Below are 24117 nucleotides of genomic sequence, written 5' to 3' on the forward strand. Positions count from 1 at the left end.
GCGCAGCGACGCCCGCGGCCGTTCCGTCGACAGGAGCGCTGCGACCACAAGAGACGAGAAGAGAGAGAGGAACGACCATGGCCATCCCCCGCATCCAGACCTATCGCATGCCACGAGCCGATGAGCTCCCGGAGAGCCGGGCGTCATGGCGGCCGGATCCGGGGCGCTCCGTCCTCTTGATCCACGATATGCAGGAGTATTTCCTCGGCTTCTACGACGCGAGCGCGTCCCCGATGGTCGAGCTGATCGAAAGTGTCCGCCTGCTCCGGGAGAGGTGCGCGGCGAGCGGGATCCCGGTCGTCTACACGAAGCAGCCGGCAGAGCAGACGAGAGCCCAGCGCGGTTTGCTGACGGATCTCTGGGGGCCCGGTCTGACGCAGCAGCCCGACAAACACGAGATCGTGCGCGAGCTCGCGCCGGGAAGCGCCGACACCGTCCTCACCAAGTGGCGTTACAGCGCCTTCCAGCGCACGGAGCTCCTGGATCTCATGCGCCGGTGGGGCCGCGATCAGCTGATCGTGTGCGGCGTGTACGCGCACATCGGGTGCCTGCTGACCGCGTGCGAGGCGTTCATGAACGACGTCCAGCCGTTCCTCGTGACCGACGGGACCGCCGATTTCTCCCGGCAGCAGCACGACATGGCCATCACCTACGTCGCGCAGCGGTGCGGCGTCGCGCTGCCGACGAGCGACGTCCTCGCCGCGCTCGCGGCCGCGCTCGCGCCCCGCGAGCGGGCGAGCCCCCCGCGGCGCGAGGCGCCGGCGCCGCTCGGGGGGACGCAGGACCGGACGCCGTGGGTCGAGCGCCTGCGCGGCGACGTGGCCGAGGTCCTCGACCAGCTCCCCTCGGCGATCTCCGATCGCGACAACGTCCTCGATCTGGGGCTCGACTCGATACGGCTCATGACGCTCGTCGAGCAGTGGCGCGCCGCGGGGATCGACGTCGCGTTCGTGGACCTCGCCGAGCTGCCGACGCTCGGGCACTGGTGGGAGCTCCTGTCGACCCGGCTGCCGCGCGAGGCGAGGCCAGCGCCCCGACACCGCGCGGAGGCGCCCATCCAGGAAGCTACAGGCTGACCGGCCGAGCTTGCTGCACGACGGCTTCCCCATGGCACAGGTCACCATGAATCGAGTCGCGACATCCCCACCCGGGCCGGTGGCGCGCACCCCGCCGCGCCTGCTCGAGGTGCTGCGCACGACCGCGATCTCCCCCCGCATGCGGCGGATCACGCTGGGCGGCGAGGCGATCGCGGGGTTCCCCGCGCGCTGCGGCGGCGCGCACATCAAGGTCTTCTTCCCGCGCGGCGACCAGGCGGCGCCGGAGCTGCCCACGCTGGGCCCGGACGGCCCCGTCTGGCCTCCGATGCGTCGGCGGCCGATCACGCGCACGTACTCGGTGCGCAGGTTCGACGCGCAGGCCGGCGAGCTGGACGTGGACTTCGTCCTGCACGGGGACGACGGCCCCGCGTCGCGGTGGGCCCACCGCGCCAGGCCGGGCGACCGCATCGGCATCGCCGGGCCGGGCGGCCCCGATCCGATGCTCGGTCCCGCGGACTGGTACCTCCTGGCCGGCGACCTCTCCGCGCTGCCGGCCATCGGCGCGCTGCTCGAGGCCCTGCCGAAGACGGCGCGCGGCCACGCCGTCGTCGCGGTCCCCGACGCGGCGGACGTGCAGGAGATCGATCACCCGCCGCACGTCGCGCTGACCTGGATCTACCTGCAGGGCGAGCACGCCCCGGGCCCCCGGCTCGAGGCGGCCGTCCGCGCCCTGGGGTGGCCGGACGGCCGCGTCTTCGCCTGGGTCGCGGGCGAGTCGTCGTCCGTCGTCGCGATCCGCGATCACCTGCTCGACGAGCGCGGGCTCGGGCGCGAGGCGCTGTACGCGATCCCCTACTGGAAGGCGAGCCAGTCCGAGGAGGCGTACCACGCGGAGCGGCACCGGATCATGGACGGGCTCGACAGGGCCTGACGGGAGCGAACGATGGAGTTCAAACACAAGGCGGCGCTCGTCACGGGCGCGGCCCAGGGGATCGGCGAGGCCGTCGCCCGGAGGCTCGCCGCGCGGGGCGCCGCGGTGGCGGCGGTGGACGCGAATCGGGAGCGCCTGGGCGCCGTGGTCGCCGATCTCCAGGCGAGCGGCCATCGCGCCGCGGCGTTCGCGGTAGACGTGGCCGACGGCGAGGCGGTCGACGGCGCGGTGGAGCGGATCGAGCGCGAGCTCGGCCCGCTCGAGATCCTCGTCAACGTGGCCGGCGTGCTGCGCGTGGGCGGCGCCCTCTCGCTGACGAGCGACGACTGGGAGCGCACGTTCGCGGTCAACACCAGGGGGGTGTTCAACGTGAGCCGGGCCGTGGCGCGCCGCATGGTGCCGCGCCGATCGGGGTCGATCGTGACGGTCGGGTCCAACGCCGCGCGCACGCCGCGGATGAACATGGGCGCTTACGCGGCCTCGAAGGCCGCCGCGGCCCAGTGGACGAAGTGCCTCGGCCTGGAGCTCGCGCAGCACGACATCCGGTGCAACGTGGTGTCCCCTGGCTCGACGGACACGCCGATGCAGCGCGCGCTCTGGGCGGACGATCGCGGCGCTCAGGCGGTCATCGCCGGCGCTCCCGAGGCGTTCCGGCTGGGTATCCCGCTGCGCCGGATCGCCACGACGGACGACGTCGCCAGCGCGGTGCTGTTCCTGCTCTCGGACGAGGCGCGGCACATCACGATGCACGACCTCTGCGTCGACGGCGGCGCCACGCTGGGCGCCTGATCCTGGCCGGACTTCGTTCGAGCGAGCAATGAGACGCCAAGACGAAGACGCCAAGAACAGAATCCTATCTTGGCGTCCCTGGCGCCTTATCGGCGCACGTCCGTCAAGCCGACATCGTCCTGGCGGCGCCCGCGGCCACGCCGAGGCGCTGCTCGTAGCTGGCGAGCGCGCGGGCCCAGGCCGGACGCGCTTCGCAGAGCTCGCGGTAGCGCCGGACGTGCGGATGGTCGCCGAGGAGATCCGCACGCCAGGCCTGGCGGAGGACAGTAGTCATCGCGATGTCGGCAACGGTGAAGTCGTCGCCGGTGACGAATTGCTTGCCGTCGAGCCAGCGGTCGAGGGCACCGAGGCAGCGCTGCGCCCACGCGCAGAGCTCCGGTCGGAGGTCGGCGCCGGCCGTCTTTCCGAACTTGGCCTTCAGATCGAGCAGTACGATCTGCGCGATCGGCGGCTCGACCGTGGTGAGGGCCGCGAACGTCCAGCGCGTGACCTCCGCGCGCTTCCGGAGGTCGGATAGCTCCCCCGCGCGCTCTGCAAGGTGGAGGAGGATTGCGCCGCTCTCCGCGATCACGAAGCCGTCGTCCTCGATCACCGGCACCTGGTTGAACGGGCTGATCCGCGCGAAATGCCCCTCGTTCAGCTCGCCCTTCGGCTGATCGAGGCCGTGCACCTCGTACGGAAGGCCGAGCTCCTCGAGCGCCCAGAGGATGCGGAGGTCTCGCGTGAGGCCGATCACCACGCTGGGCACCTTGCCGAAGCCGTAGAGCGTGATCGGACGAGCGGTGGGGGCGTCGTGTGCTTCCATCGATTCCATCCTCTAAACGACGCAGCAGCGTGCGTGCAAGCTCGAGCGGTCGCCCTCGGCGGTCTTTTTGATCTCGACGAACGGCGATCGCGCTGTTTGTCGCTCTAAGGGCCTTCCTTCGCGACGTTCCCGAACAGCGCGTCCGACGCCGTGCCGACCATCACCACCGCGGCGAGCGCCACGGCGGCGGCGATCGCGAGGGCGCCGAGGACCCGCGAGGGCTTCATCTGCCACCACATGGCGAGGCCGCTGAGCGCCCACACGACCAGCGTGATCCCGGTGATGTCCGCGAACAGCGCCCAGAGCCAGGCCACGCCGCCGTGCACGGGGAAATGATGCGTCTTGTGAAGCGTCTCGAGCACCTCGACGAAGCGAGGCCACCCCCGCGCGCCGGCGGGCCGCCCGTCGAGCCGCCCCGTGCCCAGGTTGTATGTGACGTTCCAGGCGCGGCCGTCCGCGTCCCGCATACCGAAGCGCAGCTCGGGGCTGATCTTCGGGTGGGCGCGCAGCGGTCCCGCGGCGTCGACGCCGATCTTGGGCAGGAGATCCTTTATCTGCTCCTGCACCGCCGCCATCCTGTATCCAGGCAGGTCGATCGCGACGCCGGCGAACGGGGGCGCGGGGGCATCGGGCTCGGGAGGATGGCTGGAGACCGTCGCGCTGCCGTCGTCGAGGCGCACGATCACCACCTGGCGTCCCCCGCCCGCGCTCGGCGCCGCGAGCAGGGGCCACCCGGAGAACGCGCCTTGGGTCCCCGGATCGAGCGTGTAGCGCGAGGGCGAGCCTGCGTTGAGCTGCTCGACGACCTGGCGCGAGAGCTCGCCGGGATCCCAGGGCTGGAACCCGGTGAGCGCCGACAGCTGCTCTCCCGAGAGCGACCGGCTGTCGATGTCTCGCCCGATCTGCGGGTGATTGAAGAGCGTGCCGCTGATCCCGAACAGCAGTATCCAGGGGAACAGCAGCAAGCCCAGGTACATGTGCACGCGGCGCACGACCTTCATGATCGCGCCGTAACGTGGCCGCCCGCGGGGGCCCCGTGGCGAACGGGGCCCTCGCGCGGCGTCGTCCCTCACCGCTTCTTCGTGATCGGGCGCGAGCGTCATCGGATCTTCGCGACGGAGAACGTGAGCCCAGGCGCGCTCACGCCCGCCTCACCGGGCCCGTCCTCGCCGATCTCGCGGAGCGTCGTCGACTCCTGGCCCTCGAACTCCAGCAGGTAGGTGCGGTCGCCGAGCGCGACGGACAGGACGCTGCCGCCGCCGGGCGCGGCGTCGAGCACTGTGGCGGTCGGCGTATCGCCGAGCGTCACGCTGGCCCACCGCCACGCCGCGGCGCTCGCCAGCACGCGCGGGTGGGTGTCGTCCGCGATCGCGAAGAGGCTCTCGTCGAGCACGCGCAGGAACGCCTTGCCGTCCGGGCCGCCGAAGAGCGAGCCGGCGGTGTCGCCGTCGAACAGCGCGCTCAGCTCGACGTGGAACTCGGGATCGAACTGCCTCGTCTCGGGGTCGAAGCGCAGCATGCACGGGGCAGCAGCGTTTTCGGGGTTGAGCCGGTGCACCGCCGCGCCGTACGCCTCGGTGGCCACGTAGATCATGCCGTCGGGCCCCTCGACCCCATCGCGCACGTAACCGCAGCGATCGTCGGTGACGACGGTCGCCTCGTCCGCCGTGCTGTCCACGACAATGACAGCGGCCACGCTCGGGACCTCCGGGCCGACGCGCCACCCGCCGAAGGTGATCACGTCGTCGCCCTGGCGAAGCGGCGGCGAGGAAGAATAGGTGAGCGTGGCGTCCGGGATCACAAGATCCTCGAGCGGAATGTCTCCGGTCACCGTCATCTCCGCGGGATTCCAGACCACCACCTGGGCGGTGGGACCATCGAAGAAGTACGCCTTGGTCTCCGAGACGAAGTGGAACTGCGTGCCGTACTCGCCGATCTTCGCGAGGCCCTTGCCCTGGAAGCTGATGGTGTCCCCTTCCTCGAGGCTGCCGTCCTCCTGGAGGTCGTAGCGGGTCACGGTCGCCGCGGCGTCGCTCGCCACGAACACCGCGCCTCCGCCGTCCAGCCCGACGCCGAGGGCGCGCCCCTGCACCTCGATCGCGTTCTCCAGCGACAGCGCCTCGGCGGAGTCGATGTCGTCCGTCACGGCGATGTAGCTCTGGGTGTCGCCGCCGTCCGGCCCGAACACCTGGATCGTGAGGGCGTACGCCGGCCCCGCGCTGGGTGTCCCCCCCGTGCCGCTGGTGGCTCCGCCGGCGCCGGTGCCTCCACCGCCGCCGCCCCCCGCGCCGCTGCTCGTGCCATCGCTCGTGTCGTCGCCGCAGGCGGCGAAGCACGGGAGGAGCAGGGTCAAGAGGAGGGCATTCGCGTAGCGCGCACGAAATAACATGAAGGATCTCCTTGTGTCGGGTTTCAACTGCCGTCGCACGAACATCGGCTCACAGGCTCAAGGCGAGCTTGGCGTACGCCGCTCGCCCGGGGCGCTGGATGCCGTGGAAGCTGAAGGCCTTCTCGTCGGTGAGGTTCTGCACCTCGACGGTCGAGCTCACCGTCCATCCGCCGCGCTCGACCAGGTACGTGAGCGCGAGCGTGTGCAGGAGCTGCGACGGGATCTCCGCCTTGGAGCGGGCCGCGCCGCGGCCTTCCGGGCCGACGAAGAACGCGTGTACGTAATCCGTGATCCAGGTCAGCGACAGGACATCGCGCCGCGCCGCGATCTCGGGCCACTGCGCGCGCGCGGCGACGCCGCCGAACAGGTACGGGAGGTTCTGGATGCGAACGTCGGTCGAGCCGTCCCGGAAGTCCTGCCATGTGACGTGACCGTCCACCGACAGCCAGTCACCCGGAGAGGTCCACCCGGCTGTCGACTCGAAGCCGACCGATCGCGCCGACAGCGTGTTGCCGTACGCCGAGTAGCCAAGGAACCTTTGCAGCGTGATCAGATCCTCGGTGAAGCGACCGAAGCCGTTGACGTTGAACCGGAGCTGTCCCACGGGGGTCTCCGCGCGCTCCAGGGTCACGCCGACGTTGACGTTGTGGCTCGCCTCCGGCTCCAGGTGGACGTTCGAGACGACGAGCCCTCCGTCGCCGAACAGCTCCTCCGGCGTCGGCAGGCGGGTGGCGACCTCGTACGAGGCCTTGGCGTAGATCGCGTCGGTGAAGCGGAAGCGCAGGCTGTCCCCTGCCCCCACCCGGTGGGTCGCCCGATCGACGTCGCCGATCCGGCCGCTCGGCAGGTGTTCCCGGGCGCGGACCGACTGCAGGTAGAGCTTGGCGAAGGCGATGTTCGCGAGCCGGCCCTCGAGCGGCCTCGCCTCGTACTCGACGCCTGCCACCCCGCTCCACAGGTCCCGCTCCGCGGTCAGCGGGTCCTTCTCGCGCTCGGCCACGACAAGGTTCCTCCCGGTGCGCGTCACGTGGGTCGGAGAGAGCCCGAAGCGCAGGAGGTGATCGGTCGCGGGGTGCCACGCCGCGTTGATGCGGGCGAAGGCGGTGTGCTGACGGACTTGCTGGTCGTTCGCGTCGTCCCCGACCTCCCCCCGATACGGGCGCTCCTTGCAGCGGTCGGACCAGTCGTAGGTGCACGTGGCCGTGTCGAGGAAGGTCGTGCGCGCGTACGAGTACCCCGCGAGGGCGTCGAGCCGCGCCCTCCCGAAGAACGGCTGCGCATACCGCAGCAGCGCGCCGCCGGTCTGCCTGCCGAAGGTCGCCTCTCCGAAGGGCGGCGACGTGACCCTTCCGTCGAGCATCGTGACGAGCGGGCCGTGCTGCAGCTCCTTGTCGTGCGAGGTGAAGAAGGCGCGAACGAGCAGGCGGTCGGCCCACGGCCGCCGGGCGACCCCCACCTCGGCCGCGCCGCCGGCCGCGACGTAGCCATCGTGAAACCGCCGGACGCGTGCGGGCGACGGGCGCCCGCTCTCGTCGAACGCCATGACGTCGATCGGATAGTCGTTCCGCGCGCGATCGACGAACCCGCTCGCGCGGGCGAAGAGGCCGCTCGGCGCGTGCGCGTGGCGCGCGCCGAGGGTCAGCCGGTACGTGCCGAAGGAGCCGACCTGGTAGGACGCCGCCGCGCCCGTGCCGCGCGTGTCCTGATCGGTCACCAGGTTCACCGCGCCGCCGAGCGCGTCCGAGCCGAAGCGCAGCGGGACGACGCCGCGGTAGATCTCGGCGCGCTCGACGAGGTTGACAGGCACGTTGGCGACCCCGAAGGAGTGCCCGGCGAGGTCGAGCGGCACGCCGTCGAGGAAGAAGCGGATCCGGTCGTCGGTGAGGCCGTTCAGCGAGAAGCGCGCGTCGGAGCCGAGCCCGCCGAGGCGGCGCACGCTCACGCCCTCGGCGCGCGACAGCACCTCGCCGAGATCCGCGGCCTGCCGCCTGGCCTCGACGGTCTCGATCACCTGGACCGCCTGCGCGGAGGTCCGGAGCCGCTCGGCCTCGGAGGCCCCCCGCACGCTCACCTCGATCGCGGGCAGAGCTGGCCCGGCGGCGCCCGCGGCGGGCGCGGCCTCGGCGGCGCGTGCGACCGGCACGGCCGCGGGGACTGCCCGCCCGGCCGGCATCCCCGCACCGGGGACCGCCGCGGGGGGCGACGCAGGCAGCCGGAAGTCGTGGCGGTAGAGGATGCGCGACGCGACGCTCCGGTCGCCCCGCCGGGCCGGCGTGAAGCGGAAGCGCAGCGCGGCTTCCCGCGCGGCCTCGTCGAACCCGTGGCCCGCAGGCTCGGCGACCTCTGCGCCGGTGACACGCCCTTCCGCGTCGATCGTCAGCCGCAGCACGACGCTCCCCTCCAACCCCGCCTCGCGCGCGGCCTGCGGATACGCCGCCTCGACGGCGCCCGTGAGCTCGGGCGGGCGCACCGCGGGCGCGGCGCCATCGCCCGGAGCGCGCGCCGCCGGCGCTGTCTCGGCCTGCGGAGCCGCTCCCTCGACGCCCTCGTCGGCAGGGGCCTCGTCGCTCGCCCGCGCGTCCGCTGCGAAGGCCAACAGGGCACCGCAGGGGGCGAGGACCAGAGTCCCGGCCAGCGCGGCGCAACGCAAGGGGCGTAATCGAATCATGAGATCACCGGGCATGCTCACCGGAGCGTGACGATGCGGCGCTCTGGCCGGCTCTGCGCAAGCTGGTTGTCGTGGCGTCTCGCTCGCCGGCTCCTCAGGCCTCTTCGGATGGCGCAAACCGCGCTGGCCAGGGATCGCCGCCGCGAGCAGTCATGTCAGGGCTCTCGGGGATTCAACCGCTCACGTCCTCCGCCGCCGGGACGGGGACGACGACGACGCGCTTGCACCGCCGGCACTTCAGCTCGACGCCGCCGGGCACATACCGGGCGAGCAGGCTGCCGCACCCGCAGCGCACGGCGTTGGGCTCGGCATGTCCAGCAACGCCGCAGTGATCACACCGGCTGTCGAGCGGAGCCGTCGCCTTCGACATCAGGTTGTCCATCGTGGAACCCCATTTCAATATTGAAAGTCACTTTCAATTTCAATCCGGAACCTGCCATGCTACCAACAGCGTTGTCAAGCGAAAGCGGTCGGGGGGCGTCCGCGACATCCGCGGAGGGCCGCGATGGTCCGCAGGTCCGAGCAGCGCGAGATCGCGCCCAAACGGAGGCGATGTGCGCGATCGGCGCGCTCGCTCGGGTCGCCGGCGCCGTGCCTCGATGGCGCGGGCGGCCCCCCACCGGACGGTGGCCCGCGGCTGGGGTCCCAACGAATTCACTTGACAATGTCCACCCTACCTCACCATAAACGAACTTGAAAGTAGTTTTCATTTTCACTCAATCGCCGATGCCGAGGTGGCTGCGCTCATCGCGGGGTCGTCGAGCTGCGTCCGCCGCCTGGACGATGTCCGGCGCCCCTGCCCTGCGTGCTCTCGGGGCTCGGGCCCTGCTGCGCCGGCGGGCGCCGCTTTCGTTTTAACGGGCTGGCTCGGACGTCACGGCCGCCGTTGCGCCGTCGTCGCGGGCCGCAGATCGCCTGCCGCGAGCGTGCCTGTGGCGGCTGTCCCGTCGAGCGCCGGTTGAACCAGGAGGGTTGTCGTCATGGTCGCTCCTCAGGACGCGCGCTGGCCGCTGTCGGCCGCGCAACACGGTATCTGGCTAGGCCAGCAGCTCGACCCGGCGAGCCCTGTGTACAACGCGGGCGAGTGCGTCGAGATCTGCGGGCCCATCGATCTCGCCACCCTCGAGGCCGCGATACGCCAGGCCGTCTCCGAGACAGAGACGCTGCACGTGCGCTTCACGAGCGAGGCGGATGGACCGCGCCAGCGACTCGACCTGTCCCCTGACTTCCCTGTCCACCGCGTCGACGTCAGCGCGGCGCCGGACGCGTTCGCCGCGGCCGAGGCGTGGATGCGCGAGGATCTCGCGAGGCCTCTGGACCTCGCGCGCGGGCCCCTCTTCACGGAGGCGCTGTTCACGGCGGGGCCCGACAGGCTCTTCTGGTACCAGCGCGCGCACCACATCGCGCTGGACGGCTACGGCTTCTCGCTGATCGCGCGGCGCGTGGCCGAGATCTACACCGCGCGCGCCGAGGGCCGCTCGAGCGAGAGCGGCGCCTTCGGCTCGCTGCGCCGGGTCGTCGACGAGGATCTGGCCTACCGCGCCTCCCCCGATCTGGAGCGCGATCGCGCCTTCTGGACGCAGCGCTTCGCCGACCGGCCCGAGCCGGTGAGCCTCGGCGACGAGCCGGCGCCCGCGTCGCGCGCCTGCCTGCGCCGGACGGCCTCGCTCGCGCCGTCCACCGTCGACCGGCTGAAGGACGTGGCGCGCCAGGCGAAGGCGACGTGGCCGGACGTCGTGGTCGCCGCGACCGCGGCGTACGTGCACCGGCTCACCGGCGCGCCCGAGATCGTCCTGGGGCTGCCCGTGATGGGGCGCCTCGGCTCGGTGTCGCTGCGCATCCCGAGCATGGTCATGAACATCGTCCCGCTCCGGGTGCCGATCCCGGAGGGCGCGAGCCTGTCCGCGGTCACCCGGCAGGTCGCGGCCGAGCTCGCGGCCATCCGGCCCCACCTGCGGTATCGCTACGAGCAGTTCCGCCGGGATCTCAAGCTGATCGGCGGCAGCCGCCGGCTGTTCGGCCCGGTGATCAACATCATGCCGTTCGATTACGACCTGCGCTTCGCGGGGCATCGCGGCATCGCGCACAACATCGCCGCAGGCCCGGTCGAGGATCTGTCGTTCGGCATCTACGCGAGGTCGGACGGGCGCGGGCCGCGGCTCGACCTCGACGCCAACCCGGCCTGCTACGGCGACGAGGACCTCTCGGCGCACCAGCGCCGGTTCCTCGCGTTCCTGGAGGCGGTCGCCGCCGCCCCCGAGCAGGCCCTCGATCGCGCCGAGATCGACCTCCCGCGCGCCGCGGCGCGCGCGCCGGGCGCGCACGCGGCCGCGGCCGGGCGGCCCGGCGCGCTGCTCGACGGGGGCCCGCTGCCCGCGCCGGCGCGCCCCGTCGTCGAGCAGATCGCCCTGCGCGCGCGCGAGCAGCCGGACGCGACCGCCCTCCACCACGACCTCGAGCGCGTGACCTACGGAGAGCTCGACCTCGCCGCCCGGCACCTCGCCGCCCGGCTCGCCGCGCTCGGCGCCGGGCCCGACACGCTGGTCGCGGTGCTCCTGCCGCGCAGCGTCGGCGCCATCACCGCGATCCTCGGCGCGCTCTACGCCGGCGCAGGCTACCTCCCCCTCGATCCGGACGGGCCGCAGCCGAGGACCACGGCGATCCTCGACGACGCCGGGCCCGCAATCCTCGTCACGACGTCGCAGCACACCGCGAAGGTGGGGAGCGATCGCGCGGTGCACCTCGTGCTCCTGGACGAGGCGACGCGCGGCGCGCCGGCGCCGGCGCGGGCGCCGGTCCAGGGCGCGGAGGAGCACCTGGCGTACGTGATCTACACGTCCGGCTCCACCGGCCGCCCGAACGGCGTCATGATCGAGCGCGGCGCGCTGGCGCACTTCGTTGCAGCCGCGACCCACCACTACGATCTGCGCCGCGACGACCGGGTGCTGCAGTTCGCGCCGCTGCACTTCGACGCCAGCGTCGAGGAGATCTTCCTGACCCTGTGCGCGGGCGCCGCGCTGGTGCTGCGCACGGACGAGATGCTGCAGTCCGTGCCGCGGCTGCTCGACGCCTGCGAAAGGCACCGGATCACCATCCTGGATCTGCCGACCGCGTTCTGGCACGAGCTCGCCTACGGACTCTCCACCGGCGCGGCGTCGCTCCCCGCGAGCGTCCGCACCGTCATCATCGGCGGCGAGGCGGCGCTGCCCGAGCGCGTCGAGCGCTTCCGCAGCGCCGTCGGTCGGCGCGCGCGGCTGCTCAACACCTACGGCCCCACGGAGGCGACCGTCGTCGCCTCGGCCGCCACGCTGAGCGGCGGCGACGCGCCGGACGATGAACACGAGGCGCCGATCGGCACGCCGCTGCCCGGCGTCCGCGCGGCCATCGTCGACACACACGCGCACGGCCGGCTGGTCTCGCAGGGCGCCGTGGGCGAGCTCCACCTCATCGGGCCCGGCCTGGCGAGGGGGTACCTCGGGCGGCCGGACCTCGACGCCGCGCGCTTCGTCGTCCTCGACCAGCTGGAGGGCCGCCCGCGCGCGTACCGCACCGGCGACCTGGTCCTCCAGCGGACCGACGGGCAGATGGTCTTCGTCGGGCGCGTCGACGACGAGCTCAAGATCAGCGGCCATCGCGTCGATCCGCTCGAGATCGAGGCCGCGCTCCTGCGCCACCCTTCCGTGCGGGAGGCGACCGTCATCGGGCACGCCTCGGCCGGCGGCGGCAAGCGCCTGTCCGCGTTCCTCGTCGCCGGGGACCCCGCCCCTTCGCCGGCCGAGCTCCGCAGGCACGCGCGCTCGCTGCTCCCCGCGGCCGCCATCCCCTCGGCCTTCGTGCTCACCGATCGGCTGCCGAGGACGAGCTCCGGCAAGATCGATCGCAAGGCGCTGCGCGAGGCGCCGATCGCCGCGACGGCGGAGCCGCCTGCCGCCGCGACGGCGCTCGAGCGGCAGGTGCTGCAGGTCTGGGAGCAGGTGCTCGGCGTGAGCGGCCTGTCGGCGCACGACGATTTCTTCGAGCGCGGCGGCCAGTCGCTGCAGACGATCCAGGTCGCCAACCGGCTCAGCGTCGATCTCGGGCGGGAGATCCCCGTCGCGATGGTCTTCCGCCACCCGACCGTCGCGGCGCTCGCGCGCGCCCTCGACGAGGCGCAGGGCGCGGCGGCGGCGCAGACGAGCGGCGGGCCCCCCGGCGCCATGCTGGCCGACGCCGAGCTCCCCGAGGACGTCGTCCCCCGATCGCTCGCGTGGTCCGGCGGCCGCGGTCGCCCGCGGCAGGTCGTGCTCACGGGCGCGAGCGGTTTCGTCGGCGCGCACCTGCTCCACGAGCTCCTGACACAGACCGACGCGACAGTGGTCTGCCTGGTGCGCGCCGAGAGCGAGGCGCGCGCCGCGGAGCGGATCCGGCAGGCGCTCTCGAAGCAGCGCCTGCCGGTCGACGGCATCGACGCGCGGGTGCTGGCCGTGCCCGCCGACCTGACGCAGCCCCGGCTCGGCCTGAGCGCAGCGCGGTTCGGCCAGCTCGCCGCGGAGTGCGACGCCATCTACCACAACGCCGCGGTGGTCAGCCTCGTGCGCGACTACCGCAGCCTGCGCGCCGCCAACGTGATCGGCACGCGCGAGGCGCTCCGCCTGGCCGCGACGGCGCGCCCCAAGCCGCTGCACCACGTGTCGACGCTCGCCGTGGCCCCGGGCATCGCGGCGAGCCCCGAGGTCGCGGAGGCGTTCGTGCCGCCGCACCCCGGCCTGCGCGACGGCTACCAGCAGAGCAAGTGGGCGGCCGAGCGCCTCGTGCAGCAGGCCGCAGAGCGCGGGCTGCCGGTCGCCGTGTACCGCCTGGGCCGCGTCGTCGGCGCGCCCGGCACGGGCGTCGTCAACGAGCAGGACCTGGTCTTCCGGCTGCTGCGGGCAGGCATCCCGGCCGGCGTCCTGCCCGATCTCGACGTGCGGGAGGTGTGGACGCCCGTCGACTACGTGGCGCGCGCGATCGTGCGGCTCTCGCTCACCACGCAGGCCACGGGCGCCGTGGTCAACGTCGCCCCCGCGCCCGAGGTCCGGCTGACGGAGCTCTTCGACTGGGCGCGCGACTACGGCTATCCGGTCGAGCGCCGCCCGGTCGCGGCGTGGCGCGCGCGGCTCAAGGACGGCGCCGACGCCGCGGACAGCGCGACGCTCGCGTTCTTCGATCTGCAGTCGGCCCCGGCCGACGGAGAGGCGACCTTCGGCATCGGGCGCGTGCGCTGCGACAACCTGGAGCGCGGCCTCGCCGGCGCCGGCATCGCGTGCCCGCCGATCGATCGCGCGCTCTTCTACCGCTACCTCGATCGCTGCGTCGAGGAAGGCCTCCTGCCGCCCCCTTCCAGCGCGGCGCAGCGGGCGCCGCGACCCTCATGACACCGGCTCACGGACGACAACCTCCAGCCTGAGAGAACGACCACGATGACCACACAGACGATCGACACACGGGACAGGAAGCAGGGAGGCGGCGCGCCGCAAGGCGCCGCGGAGGGGCTCCGCCTCGACCGCTCGAACGCGCTGCTCGCCGAGGCGCGAAGGCTCATCCCCGGCGTCACGCAGTCGCTCATGAAGCGGCCAGAGATGTTCGCGCTCGGCTCGTTCCCCGTGTACCTCGAGGGCGGCGAGGGCGCGCTGGTGCGCGACGTCGATGGCAACCAGTACATCGACTACATCTGCGGCCTCGGGGCGAACACGCTTGGGCACAACCACCCTGCGGTCGTCGACGCCATCCGGCGGCGGCTCGACAGGGGCATCCTTCACTCGCTGCCGACGGAGGTCGAGGTCACCGCCACGCAGGACCTCGTCGCGCTGACCCCGGGCGCCGAGATGGCCCGCTTCTTCAAGACCGGCGCGGACGCGACGTCCGCGGCCGTCCGGCTCGCCCGCCACGTGACCGGCAAGGAGAAGGTCGTCACCGTCGGCTACAACGGCTGGCACGATCACTTCATGTTCGACACCCCCGGCGTCCCGGCGGTGCTGCGCGAGTACACACACCGCATGCCGCTCATGGCCGAGGCCGACGAGCAGCCGCTGCTCGATCTCATCGCGAGCAAGGGCTCGGAGCTCGCGCTCGTGCTGCTCTCGCTGCCCTACAAGCGGTGCGTCTCGGCGGAGTACCTGCGCAATGTGCGCGAGGCGTGCCGCGCCCACGGCGTGCTGTTCGTCCTCGACGAGGTCGTCACCGGCTTCCGTCTCGCGCTCGGCGGCGCGCAGGAGTTCTACCAGATCGAGGCTGATTTCGTGTGCCTCTCGAAGGGCATCGCCGCGGGCATGCCGCTCTCGGCGATCGCCGGGCCGCGCCACGTGATGAGCCGGCTCTCGGAGCTCCAGGTGTCGACGACGTTCGGCGGCGAGATGCTCTCGCTCGAGGTCTGCAGGGCGGCGCTGCGCGAGTACCGCGAGACCGACACCATCTCGAAGGTCGCCGCGCTCGGGAAGCGGCTGCGCGAGGGCATCAACCGGCGCGCGGAGCAGGGTGGCTTCCCGCTGCGCGTCGTGGGGTACGACGCGATCCCCTTCTTCCTCATGGCCGAGGATCTGGCGGTCCACACGAAGCGCATGGAGCCGTTCGTCGGCGCGATGGCGAGGCGCGGCGTCCTGCTGCGGCGCGACGTCAACTTCCTCTGCGGCGCGCACACCGAGGCGCAGATCGATCACACGATCGACGCGGCGCACGACGCGCTGATCGAGCTGGCGAGCCGCGGCGTCATCGAGCGCGGCGCGGGCGCGAAGGCCCAGAGCTGAGCCCACCGTCGTGCAGAACGCTCGCTCCGAACGGACCCTCCTGTTCCTCATCGCCGCGGTCCAGTTCGTCAACCTGCTCGACTTCATGGTCGTCATGCCGCTCGGGCCGGACTTCGCTGTCGCGCTCGGCATCCCGATGTCCGACATCGGCCTGATCGGCGGCAGCTACACAGCGGCGGCGGCGGTCTCGGGGGTCGCCGGCGCGTTCTTCCTGGACCGCTTCGACCGGCGCAGCGCGCTCGCCGTCGCAATGCTCGGCCTCGTCCTCGGCACGGCCGCGGGCGGCCTCGCCACCGGCTTGCCGAGCCTCCTCGCGGCGCGCGTGCTCGCCGGCGCGTTCGGGGGGCCCGCGACCTCGATCGCCTTCTCCATCGTCGCGGACGCGATCCCGCCGGAGCGGCGCGGCAAGGCGATGGGCGTCGTGATGGGCGCCTACTCCCTGGCCGCGGTGCTCGGCGTGCCGGCCGGCCTCGAGCTCGCGCGGCGCGGCGGCTTCCAGGCGCCGTTCTTCGCCGTCGCGGCGCTCGGGCTCGCCGTCGCGGGGCTCGCCCTGCTGCTGCTCCCCTCGATGCGCGGCCACCTCGCCGGGGCGCGGGCGCGCGCCGAGGAAAACGCCCTGCGCGAGCTCCGCGCGCTCGTGCTGCTCTCGTACGCGACGACGGCGGCCATGACGATGGCGTCGTTCCTCGTCATCCCGAACATCTCGGCCTACGTGCAGCACAACCTCGGCTATCCGCGCGAGCGGCTCGGCCTGCTCTACCTCGTGGGCGGCGCGCTCACCTTCGTCGTGATGCGCACCGCGGGCGCGCTGATCGATCGCATCGGCGCGTTCCGCACGAGCCTGGTCGGGGCGGCGACGCTCGTGGCCGTCCTCTATGCCGGGTTCCACTCGTACGTGCCGGGGCTGCCCGTGCTCGTCGTCTTCGTCGCCTTCATGACGGGAACGGCGATCCGCAACATCTCCCACAGCACGCTCGCCTCGAAGGTGCCGCTCCCCTCCGAACGGGCGCGCTTCGGATCCATCCAGTCGGCCGTGGATCACCTCTCGTCGGCGCTCGCCGCGTTCCTCGCGGCCCGGATGCTGCACGAGCTCCCCGATCGGCGCCTCGACGGCATGGACGCCGTGGCCGCGCTGGCGATCGCGCTCACGCTCGCGTCGTCCTGCTTGATCTTCCTGATCGAGCGGCACCTCGCCCTCGGGGCGTCGAGCAGCGCCGGCGCCGCGCGCGCGCTGGAGGGCCGCGGCTAGCTCCGCCTGTCGCGATCCGTGGCGGGAACAAGCCGCGGACGCGTCCTCCCGCCTGCAGCGCGTCAGCGTTGATTGGCGGTGTCGACCCTCAAGGGGCGTTCATCGTACGCCCTGAAGACCAGGTCCTGCAGCTCGGCGTGCTGGGCTTCCGCCTCCTGGAGATCCTGCTGGAGGCGCAGGAATCGGCTCCAGCCATCCGCCGTCATGTAGTTGCGCGGGCTGGGGTTGACCAGGATGGGAGCCCTCCCGTACGGAGACAGGAAATCGAAGCTCTGATTGTCGAGCATGTCCATCATCCCGCGGAACATCGACGCTCTGACGCGCTGGCTGAGCCGCGTCGTGTAGGTGAAGGCGAAGCCGAACTGATCCTCGATGGCCTCGTGGAGATACAGGTGCTCGATCAAGGCTCGCCGGCCGCGCAACCAGTCGAGCCAGCCCTGGGTGGCGGCCGACGTGAGGTTGAGCCGCTGGGCATGGTGATCGAACTGCGGCGCCGCCGCCTCGTGGGTGTTCTTTCGGGCCCAGATCGAGAGCGCTCGCAGGCGAACGCGGCCGTTCAGGAGGGGGGCGTACCGGACGATCAGGAAGTCGTAGACCAGCCGGTACGTCGTGAGCAGGCTCTCGCCCGACGTCGAATAGTCGATCAGCGCGATCGAGGTGATGCCGCCTGCGTTCTGCACATAGGGCAGGAGCACGTTGCGGAAGTGGGTGCCGGCGCGCTCGCTCTCCTGCGCCGTCGCCGCATCTCCGGCCAGCCGCGCCGACGAGAACGGTAGAATACAGACATGAGGGGTGTGCCTCATCAGCCAGGCCGCGATCGGGGTCGGGCTACGCCCGAGACAGACGAACAGCGTCTCCTTGCCATAGCGCCGGAGGATCGACCTGCTCAGCATGCAGAACCCGAGCAGCGCCTGGGGCCGGTTCTCGAGCGGCGATGCGCCGGCCTCCAGCAGCCGCACCATGTTCCTGCGCGGCGTCGTGGCGATGCGATTCTGCAGCTCCCCGACGTGGTGGTTCGTGACGCGGTCGAGGTCGAGGTCGCGCGTGGGCTTCTTGAGCAGGTCGAGATCGTCGTAGGAGGGCATGCTCGTGATTCCGCCAGAGGCGATTCGAGACACTCACGCCGGCAGCGGCCGGCGCTGTGCTGCCACTCCGCGTGAGGTGGCTCGCCGTGCATTGTCTCCGGGGCGCCTCCCCGGGTCAAAAATGTACCGCGATCACGCGAGCCTTGCGCGCCGGCCGAGCACCGCCGGTGCTCCGGGCGACGCCCGCTCGCCGACCGTCCCCGGTCGGATGCTCAGCTTCTTCGCCAGGGTCTGCCCCCTCGAGGAGCGGCGGGCCGACGCAGGCGCCTGTCCCGATCGCTCGCCGATCCGCGATCGCGGGGGACGAGCGTGAGCGTCCGGAGAACGCGTGTCCGGCCGGGCGCCGCTCACCGGGCTGGCCTGGTTTCCATCTCTGATTCCCCTCGGCAGGGACAACACTCCATTGGGGGTGACCCCTTGGGACGGCGGAGAAAAGCTCCAGGGTCGGCTTGCACGGCCGCTCCTCCCATGCTCTTTGTCGGCACCCCTCATCCATGGCGTCACCCTCTCTCGTCCTGCGCTTCGCAGGGTGCATTGGCTGTCTTGTCGCGGCCCTCGTCCCACGCAGCGTCATCGCCGTCCTCCCGGCCAAGGCCTCGCCCGCCCTGGAGGCGGCGGCCGCGCCCGCCGCGGCGGCTCTGCCCCTCGCGACCGGCGCGCCCGCGCCCGTCATCGCGGGCGCCGCGCGCTCCGTCGTCGCCGTGGCCGTATCGCACCACGATCCCAGGAGCGGCGAGCGACGCGTGAGCCTGTGCAGCGGCGCGCTCGTCGAGCCGAACCTCGTCTTGACGGCGCGTCACTGCATCTCGCGCAGCCTGACAGCGGCCCCTCGCTGCGATCGCTCGGGCAAGTCGCACAACGGCGATCACGTCGGCGCAACCATCGATCCTTCCGAGATCGCCATTTACACAGGGGACCATATCGATGTCTCCCGCGACGCCGCGCGGGCGCGCGCCGTGGCCACGCTGCACGGGAAAGAACGCGTCCTCTGCGACGCGGACATCGCCTATCTCGTGCTCGATCGGCCCCTCACCGACGTCGCGCCCCTGCGGATGCGCGAGGTCGGGGCGATCGATCCAGGCGACAGCGTGATCGCCGTCGGGTACGGCGGCGGAGCGTCCAACCGGCTCGGCGTCCGCGCCGCGCGCGGTCCGCGCCTCGTCGCCGCCGTCGGGCCCCGCGCCGATCCGGCGACCGGCAAGGTCCTCGGTCCGCGCGAGTTCGAGATCGAGGGGGCGACCTGCGCCGGCGACTCGGGGGGTCCGGTGATCGACGCCGACCGCGGCGACGTGGTGGGCGTCACCTCGCGAGGCGCGGGGTGCACCGCGGCTGGCAACCACGTTTATACGCGCACGGACGCCTTCGCCGCGCTGACGGCCGAGGCCCGCACAGCCGCGCTCGCACAGCGCTGAGCTCCGCGCGCCATCGCCGCCGGCTCGCCTCGGCGAGCACGAGCGTCGGGACGCGCGCGGCAGGAGCAGACCGTGTGCAGCCGCGGCACAGCGCGCGATGCGCGGTCGTGCCGGCACGTCGCTCGCATCGCGCAGAGTCGACGGAAGAAGACAGACGAAGACAGATACGGGATCGACGCTCGTGCGGTCAGGATCGCGTCCGCGATGACGCTGCCTCGCCCGCGCCGATGACCACTTTCCCGGAGGGATCGGAACCATGTCGTTGCTGGACACGACCAGGGGCTTCTTGACGCCCGAGCTCATCTCGGCCGCAACGAAGGGGCTGGGCCTGAGCGATGAATCGCCGACGAGCGTGCGCGCCGCCGCGGAGAGCTCGGTGCCGACGCTGCTCGCCGGAATGGCTCAGGTCGCCTCTTCGGAGGGCGGCGCAGCGCAGCTGTTCAGGATGATCACGGAGCGGGACTACGAAGGCCTCCTCGGGAGAGCAGGGCCCCTCCGCGCCGAGCAGGCCGAGGAGCTCTCGCATCATGGGCAGTCGATGATCGCCCGCCTGTTCGGAGAGCGCGCGAGCGGGATGATCGAGCTCATCTCCCGCTCCTCCGGCGCGGAGCAGCGGTGCTCGACCGCGATGCTGGGCCTGGTCGCTCCGATCGTCGCGTGCGTGCTCGGCCGCGAGGTGAGGTCGAGAGGGCTGACCGCGCGGGGGCTCGCCGATCTGCTCTCCCATCAGAAGCAAGCCTTCAAGGACGATCCACGCGCCCCGGCGGGCCTCCCTGGCTTCCTCGCTCCCTCGATCGCGGCGAGCGCTCCCTTCGTCGCGGCGGCGCGCGAACGGCCGCGCGATGCGGTGTCGTCGGCCCCGCCCCGAATGGCGACCTCTTCGACCCCGCTTTCCTCACGTGAAGGGCTCCTCCGCAACACGCAGACGCGAGAATGGCTGCTCCCGACCTTGCTGGCAGCGGCGGTGCTCGGAGGCCTCTGGGCATTCGTCCGCGAACGAAGGCTGGACCGCGCCGCCGCCGAGCCCACGCACGAAGCCCCGATCGCGGCGGCTCCGAGGGAGGACCTCGCTCAGCCCGCCGCGCCGCCGCCGCAGGCCGAGCCGCCGCGCGCCGAAGCGCCCACGGCCGCCGCGCCCAGCGACGCGCCGCCCAGCGCGCCGGAGATCGTCGAGCAGCTCAAGATCACGGCCGGAGAGATGACGCTCCCGGGCGGCAAGGTCCTCTCCGTCGACGAGCACGGCTCCGAGGCGGAGATCGCGCGGTACCTCGACGCCGGAGCCGCGGATGGCCCCAAGCGCTTCTCGATGGAAGGCATCAACTTCCAGTTCGGGACCACGGAGCTGACCGACGCGTCGCGACCGAAGCTCGACGCGCTGGCCACCATCCTCGACGCCTATCCCTCCGCGCGGGTGCGCATCGAAGGGCACACCGACTCCATGGGCGGCGCCGAGGGGAACCAATCGCTCTCTCTGGCGCGAGCCGAGGCGGTGCGCGACGAGCTCGCCGCGCGGCAGATCGCTCCCGATCGCATCGAGGTGGCCGGGATGGGCGCCGATCAACCGGTGGCGCCGAACGACACCGCCGGGGGACGCGCGCAGAACCGCCGGATCGACGTCACGGTCCTGAGCCGCTGAAGCCGCGGCTCACCCCCTCCACGCCAGGAGCAAGGTACCGGCGCCGGCCTGCGGAAGCAGGGTACCGGCGCCGATCTTCAGATCTCCCCGTAGGCCCTTGCGATCACCCGGCGGGCCACCGACTGGATGCCGGTGTGCTCGAAGTAGTTGGTGGCGAGATCGATCGCGGCCGCGAGGCCATCGAGCTTGCCGCCCGCCGCGCCGAGGTGCCCGCTGATCCGCTCGAGCACGCCCTGCCGCTCGATGCCCTTCTTCGCAATGAAGCCGGTGATCGCCGTTTGCGACGCGCCGAGGCTCTCTTTCATGATCTCGCGCTTGGCATCCACGCTCCCGCCTGGCAGGTATCCCAGCAGGCGCGCAAAGCGGCTTTGCTGGCCGAGCTGCTCGTTCGTCGCGCTCGAAACGGTGTCCACGACCCGAGCGAGGAAGTCGGGGCCGAGCGGGATCATGCCGTCGCACACGATCCAGGCGGCGAGGCGCATCGCGTCGTCCTTCTCGTAGCTGGCGAGCGAGGCGGCGAAGTCGCCGATGCTGTCGCCCGGCAGCCCGTTGATCGAGCAGAACGCCGCGAGCTCGGCGACGAGCTTCACGCCCGCATCGATGGCCTGGGTGGTGTCGGCCTTGGGCGTGATCTTCGACAGGAAGGAGAGAAAATCGGACGCATCGCCGATCTTGCGCGCGATCGTCGCCACGCCGGCGAGGCCGCTCGTGTCGTCGACCAGCCGGAAGATCTGGACCGCGCGCTGGTAGCCCTGCTCCGACTCCGCATAGAGGGCGATCGCACGCTCGCCGACCTGCTGGATGAGGCCCTGATCCTCCTCGCCGGTGACGAGCTTGATCATCTCCTCGAAGCTCGTGACGTTCTTCCACTCGCCCGGCACGATGTAGTCGAGCGCCCCCAGCAGCCGAGTGGTCATGCTCGACTTCGGGAGGTCTTCGAGGATGGAGTGAATCGATTCGCGCGTCATGGGGGCCCTTCAGAGGTTCGCTAGACCGCTCAGGTCAAATCGCTTCAGCCATTCTCTTCGCGCCTCGGGGTCCAGGGTCTGGGATGACACCTTCACCTGGAAACGATTCTTGACGAGGAGCGCGGACTGGTTCTTCCCGACGGTCACGACCGGCATGCCGGCGAGGTGATCCGTCGCGCTCGCGAACTTGGCGACGACCTGGGGATCGCCCGCCGTGTCGGAGATGGCTAGGGAGGCCACGTCGCCGCCGTCCTTCCGCAGCTTGGCCTCCGCGTAGCCAGGCTTCTCCGCGGTGAAGACGCGGCTCGTCCCCTCGGCTCCCTCCGGGGGGAAGAACGCATTGAACGCGGATCCTGGCTTGATGTCAGGGGCGGCGCTCGCGGCAGGCGTGGGCGCCTTGGCGGCCGCCTCGTCCCAGCGCGAGGGAGGTTCCTTCTGGCAGGCGACCAGCAAGAGCGCGACGGAGAAGAGCAGGGACGGCGTTCTCGTGTTCATCGTGTCTCCGGTCCGGTGCTGGCGCTGCGTGCACCCCCGCGACGAGCGCCAAGGTCTGAGCATCGGCCGTGCCATGTAGCGGCGACTGCCATGGCAGGAGAGACACCACCTCGGAGCAGGATGGCGACGAGCGGCCGCTCGTTGGATAGGCGTGCAGGACGTGCTCACGCCCCTCCGCCGTGACGGTGCGTGACCGCGGTCCCGCCGGCGCCGCCCGCTCGTCTCGCACCCACGGGGCGTTCTCCGCTACGCGGAGGGCCAGCTCACGGCTTATCGTTGCTTACGTGTGCACTCTCGGGAGCACTTGCTCGAGGACGCCGACGGTGCCGTTGTCCCTTTCTACATGAAAGCGGACCGACAGGTTGTTGTTCTTGTCCCAGTCATCTCCGCCGTCGCTCGGATCGAGGATCGCAAAGTTGCGGTGCGTGACGCAGTACTTGTGATCCGATCCCGCGATCTCCCGGAGGGATCCCTTGATGTCTCCGTTGAACAGGTTCTGACTACCGCCGTTCGTCAGCACCGAGAGGATCATGCCGAACATCCCCTTGGGAGGTGGGCGCGCGATGCCGGATGCGGTCACCTGGTACAGGCGCGGCCGCGAGCGCGGCTTCCCGAACCCGAGGCCCGTGTCGATGTGCGCCATGGTGCCCACGTGGATATCGCCGCCCAGGAGCGTCACCTGGGTGCCAGGGCTGAAGCCGGCGAAATTCATGAGAGACATCAGGAAGCGCCTGCATTCGTTCTGGTTGTTGGAGGCCGCCCAGCCGTCCCGGATATCGTCGAGTGTTGCCTTGCTGAACACGCTCGAGAGCGCCTCGGCGGCCGCGAGCGGCAGGTAGACGACCGGCGTGCCGACAACGACAAGGAGGTGCCTGAGATCGAGCGCCGCGAGCTCGTTGAGCCTGAGCTCGAGGTCGTCGAGCTGCTGCTTGCCGAGGATCGTCCCGTTCTTCCACGAGCGCTGTGACCGCCCATCGACCGCGAGGATGGCGACGTCGCCATACTTCGCGATCCAGCCGAACCCCGAGCTGCTCAGGCGGTCCCTTGGGCTCAGCGCCATCTGAAACTCCTTGAACGCCTGCTCCGCGGCCCTGTAGCGCTCCACGGCCTGCGCGGTGCCGTCGTTGTTGTTCGACCCCCAGCCATCGTAGATCTCGTGGTCGTCCCACATCATGATGTTCGGGCAGCTCCCGAGGACCGCCGCCACGTCGGGGTGCGACCACGTCTGCGCGTAGTGCCTTCGGTACGCGGCGGTGCGCCCCTCCGAGGGCGACCACCCCGTGGGATCGCCGTCGCCGTAGATCTGGTCTCCGGCGTGGACAAGGAGGTTCACCTTGCCTTCGTCCACGAGCGCCTTGAGCGCCCGCCACATCGCCCCGCGTCGCTCCTTGGGAAACTCGTGATTGTCGATGTCGTTGCAGCTCACGAGGCCGATACGGATCGGCCCGTTCGCGACGGTGCGGAAGGCGGAGCCGTTCATGCTCAGGTTGTCCGCGGGTGTAGGGAGCGGATCTCCTGCGTCGTGCTCCACGATGCCGTAGCGAACCCTCTCGCCGCTCAGCCCGCTCAGCTCGAACGTGGCGAGCCCGAAGGGCGGCGCGCTGTTGATCGGCACGTCGAGCGTGCGAACGCCGTTGTCGTCCGCGAACGCCAGCCTCGCTCTCGCCTTGGGCCTCTCGAAGACGGCCAAGATCCTGCTGGTTGTCTGCGTCGTGTGACCGATGACTGCGCCTTTGAACGCCATGGTCCGCCTCCCTGGCGAGAGCTCGTCAGGCTCGTTGTCTACCTGCGGTTCCGGGCAACCCGCGCGATCCGGCCCGGGGCCCCGCCTCCCGACGACCTGGCGGGCATGATCCCCTATGTTTCGTCGCGGGCGGCCGAACGCAAGTTTT

17 protein-coding genes are annotated in these 24117 nt (G+C 71.5%); 8 read left to right on the plus strand and 9 right to left on the minus strand.

Annotation, left to right across the window (positions count from 1 at the left end; all coding sequences use genetic code 11):
• Positions 1-77 precede the first annotated feature (77 nt).
• The 3 genes from WMF14_RS21865 to WMF14_RS21875 are packed head-to-tail and all read left to right on the plus strand — an operon-like array spanning position 78 to position 2757.
• Complete coding sequence (locus WMF14_RS21865; RefSeq protein WP_437803424.1) at positions 78-1076, plus strand: isochorismatase family protein; 999 nt, start codon at positions 78-80, stop codon at positions 1074-1076.
• 46 nt (positions 1077-1122) lie between these two features.
• On the plus strand, positions 1123-1968 hold the full coding sequence (locus WMF14_RS21870) for a siderophore-interacting protein (RefSeq protein WP_437804260.1): 846 nt from the start codon (positions 1123-1125) through the stop codon (positions 1966-1968).
• 12 nt (positions 1969-1980) lie between these two features.
• A complete protein-coding gene (locus WMF14_RS21875; RefSeq protein WP_437803425.1) occupies positions 1981-2757 on the plus strand; it encodes a 2,3-dihydro-2,3-dihydroxybenzoate dehydrogenase in 777 nt (258 codons plus the stop codon).
• Positions 2758-2860: 103 nt separating this feature from the next.
• Here the strand turns inward: WMF14_RS21875 and WMF14_RS21880 are convergent, their stop codons facing one another.
• The 5 genes from WMF14_RS21880 to WMF14_RS21900 all read right to left on the minus strand — a co-directional run bounded on the left by WMF14_RS21880 (position 2861) and on the right by WMF14_RS21900 (position 9001).
• Positions 2861-3562: a glutathione S-transferase family protein gene (locus WMF14_RS21880; RefSeq protein WP_437803426.1), complete on the minus strand. Its 702-nt coding sequence runs from the start codon at positions 3560-3562 to the stop codon at positions 2861-2863.
• Between the two features lie 104 nt (positions 3563-3666).
• Positions 3667-4563, minus strand: coding sequence for a PepSY domain-containing protein (locus WMF14_RS21885; RefSeq protein ID WP_437803427.1), 897 nt, complete (start codon positions 4561-4563; stop codon positions 3667-3669).
• A gap of 98 nt (positions 4564-4661) precedes the next feature.
• Positions 4662-5951: a hypothetical protein gene (locus tag WMF14_RS21890; protein ID WP_437803428.1), complete on the minus strand. Its 1290-nt coding sequence runs from the start codon at positions 5949-5951 to the stop codon at positions 4662-4664.
• Between the two features lie 49 nt (positions 5952-6000).
• Positions 6001-8547 carry a TonB-dependent siderophore myxochelin receptor MxcH gene (gene mxcH / locus WMF14_RS21895; RefSeq protein ID WP_437803429.1) on the minus strand — a complete coding sequence of 849 codons (2547 nt, stop codon included), beginning with the start codon at positions 8545-8547 and terminating at the stop codon, positions 6001-6003.
• A 244-nt stretch (positions 8548-8791) separates the two neighbouring features.
• The gene (locus tag WMF14_RS21900) at positions 8792-9001 is read right to left on the minus strand and encodes a hypothetical protein (protein ID WP_272099725.1); all 210 of its coding nucleotides are present in this window, start codon (positions 8999-9001) and stop codon (positions 8792-8794) included.
• 598 nt (positions 9002-9599) lie between these two features.
• On the opposite strand from WMF14_RS21900, the gene mxcG reads away from it, so the two are divergent.
• The 3 genes from mxcG to WMF14_RS21915 are packed head-to-tail and all read left to right on the plus strand — an operon-like array spanning position 9600 to position 16629.
• Complete coding sequence (mxcG, locus tag WMF14_RS21905; RefSeq protein WP_437803430.1) at positions 9600-14012, plus strand: myxochelin non-ribosomal peptide synthetase MxcG; 4413 nt, start codon at positions 9600-9602, stop codon at positions 14010-14012.
• A 45-nt stretch (positions 14013-14057) separates the two neighbouring features.
• Complete coding sequence (locus WMF14_RS21910) at positions 14058-15380, plus strand: aminotransferase class III-fold pyridoxal phosphate-dependent enzyme (protein WP_437803431.1); 1323 nt, start codon at positions 14058-14060, stop codon at positions 15378-15380.
• Between the two features lie 10 nt (positions 15381-15390).
• Entirely contained in the window at positions 15391-16629 is a 1239-nt protein-coding gene (locus tag WMF14_RS21915) for an MFS transporter (protein ID WP_437803432.1), read from the plus strand.
• A 62-nt stretch (positions 16630-16691) separates the two neighbouring features.
• Here the strand turns inward: WMF14_RS21915 and WMF14_RS21920 are convergent, their stop codons facing one another.
• Positions 16692-17714: a hypothetical protein gene (locus WMF14_RS21920; protein WP_437803433.1), complete on the minus strand. Its 1023-nt coding sequence runs from the start codon at positions 17712-17714 to the stop codon at positions 16692-16694.
• 494 nt (positions 17715-18208) lie between these two features.
• On the opposite strand from WMF14_RS21920, the gene WMF14_RS21925 reads away from it, so the two are divergent.
• Complete coding sequence (locus WMF14_RS21925; RefSeq protein ID WP_437803434.1) at positions 18209-19126, plus strand: trypsin-like serine protease; 918 nt, start codon at positions 18209-18211, stop codon at positions 19124-19126.
• Positions 19127-19382: 256 nt separating this feature from the next.
• A complete protein-coding gene (locus WMF14_RS21930; RefSeq protein ID WP_437803435.1) occupies positions 19383-20762 on the plus strand; it encodes an OmpA family protein in 1380 nt (459 codons plus the stop codon).
• A gap of 77 nt (positions 20763-20839) precedes the next feature.
• Here WMF14_RS21930 and WMF14_RS21935 read toward each other — a convergent pair whose 3' ends face one another.
• The 3 genes from WMF14_RS21935 to WMF14_RS21945 all read right to left on the minus strand — a co-directional run bounded on the left by WMF14_RS21935 (position 20840) and on the right by WMF14_RS21945 (position 23969).
• On the minus strand, positions 20840-21679 hold the full coding sequence (locus WMF14_RS21935; RefSeq protein WP_437803436.1) for a hypothetical protein: 840 nt from the start codon (positions 21677-21679) through the stop codon (positions 20840-20842).
• A gap of 60 nt (positions 21680-21739) precedes the next feature.
• Positions 21740-22225, minus strand: a complete 486-nt coding sequence (locus tag WMF14_RS21940; RefSeq protein ID WP_437803437.1) for a hypothetical protein — start codon at positions 22223-22225, stop codon at positions 21740-21742.
• Between the two features lie 280 nt (positions 22226-22505).
• Positions 22506-23969, minus strand: a complete 1464-nt coding sequence (locus tag WMF14_RS21945; protein ID WP_437803438.1) for an alkaline phosphatase D family protein — start codon at positions 23967-23969, stop codon at positions 22506-22508.
• Positions 23970-24117: the final 148 nt, after the last annotated feature.

Source organism: Sorangium sp. So ce693 (assembly GCF_051521375.1).
In the GTDB taxonomy this organism is placed as follows: domain Bacteria; phylum Myxococcota_A; class Polyangia; order Polyangiales; family Polyangiaceae; genus Sorangium; species Sorangium atrum.

Bases quoted from the DNA above. Each gene is read 5' to 3' on its own strand.
- WMF14_RS21945 (WP_437803438.1), bottom strand. From the start codon at position 23,969: ATGGCGTTCAAAGGCGCAGTCATCGGTCACACGACGCAGACAACCAGC.
- WMF14_RS21890 (WP_437803428.1), bottom strand. From the start codon at position 5,951: ATGTTATTTCGTGCGCGCTACGCGAATGCCCTCCTCTTGACCCTGCTC.
- WMF14_RS21880 (WP_437803426.1), bottom strand. From the start codon at position 3,562: ATGGAAGCACACGACGCCCCCACCGCTCGTCCGATCACGCTCTACGGC.
- WMF14_RS21865 (WP_437803424.1), top strand. From the start codon at position 78: ATGGCCATCCCCCGCATCCAGACCTATCGCATGCCACGAGCCGATGAG.
- WMF14_RS21885 (WP_437803427.1), bottom strand. From the start codon at position 4,563: ATGAAGGTCGTGCGCCGCGTGCACATGTACCTGGGCTTGCTGCTGTTC.
- mxcG (WP_437803430.1), top strand. From the start codon at position 9,600: ATGGTCGCTCCTCAGGACGCGCGCTGGCCGCTGTCGGCCGCGCAACAC.
- WMF14_RS21920 (WP_437803433.1), bottom strand. From the start codon at position 17,714: ATGCCCTCCTACGACGATCTCGACCTGCTCAAGAAGCCCACGCGCGAC.
- WMF14_RS21910 (WP_437803431.1), top strand. From the start codon at position 14,058: ATGACCACACAGACGATCGACACACGGGACAGGAAGCAGGGAGGCGGC.
- WMF14_RS21935 (WP_437803436.1), bottom strand. From the start codon at position 21,679: ATGACCACTCGGCTGCTGGGGGCGCTCGACTACATCGTGCCGGGCGAG.
- WMF14_RS21940 (WP_437803437.1), bottom strand. From the start codon at position 22,225: ATGAACACGAGAACGCCGTCCCTGCTCTTCTCCGTCGCGCTCTTGCTG.
- WMF14_RS21900 (WP_272099725.1), bottom strand. From the start codon at position 9,001: ATGGACAACCTGATGTCGAAGGCGACGGCTCCGCTCGACAGCCGGTGT.
- WMF14_RS21930 (WP_437803435.1), top strand. From the start codon at position 19,383: ATGTCGTTGCTGGACACGACCAGGGGCTTCTTGACGCCCGAGCTCATC.
- WMF14_RS21870 (WP_437804260.1), top strand. From the start codon at position 1,123: ATGAATCGAGTCGCGACATCCCCACCCGGGCCGGTGGCGCGCACCCCG.
- WMF14_RS21875 (WP_437803425.1), top strand. From the start codon at position 1,981: ATGGAGTTCAAACACAAGGCGGCGCTCGTCACGGGCGCGGCCCAGGGG.
- WMF14_RS21925 (WP_437803434.1), top strand. From the start codon at position 18,209: ATGGCGTCACCCTCTCTCGTCCTGCGCTTCGCAGGGTGCATTGGCTGT.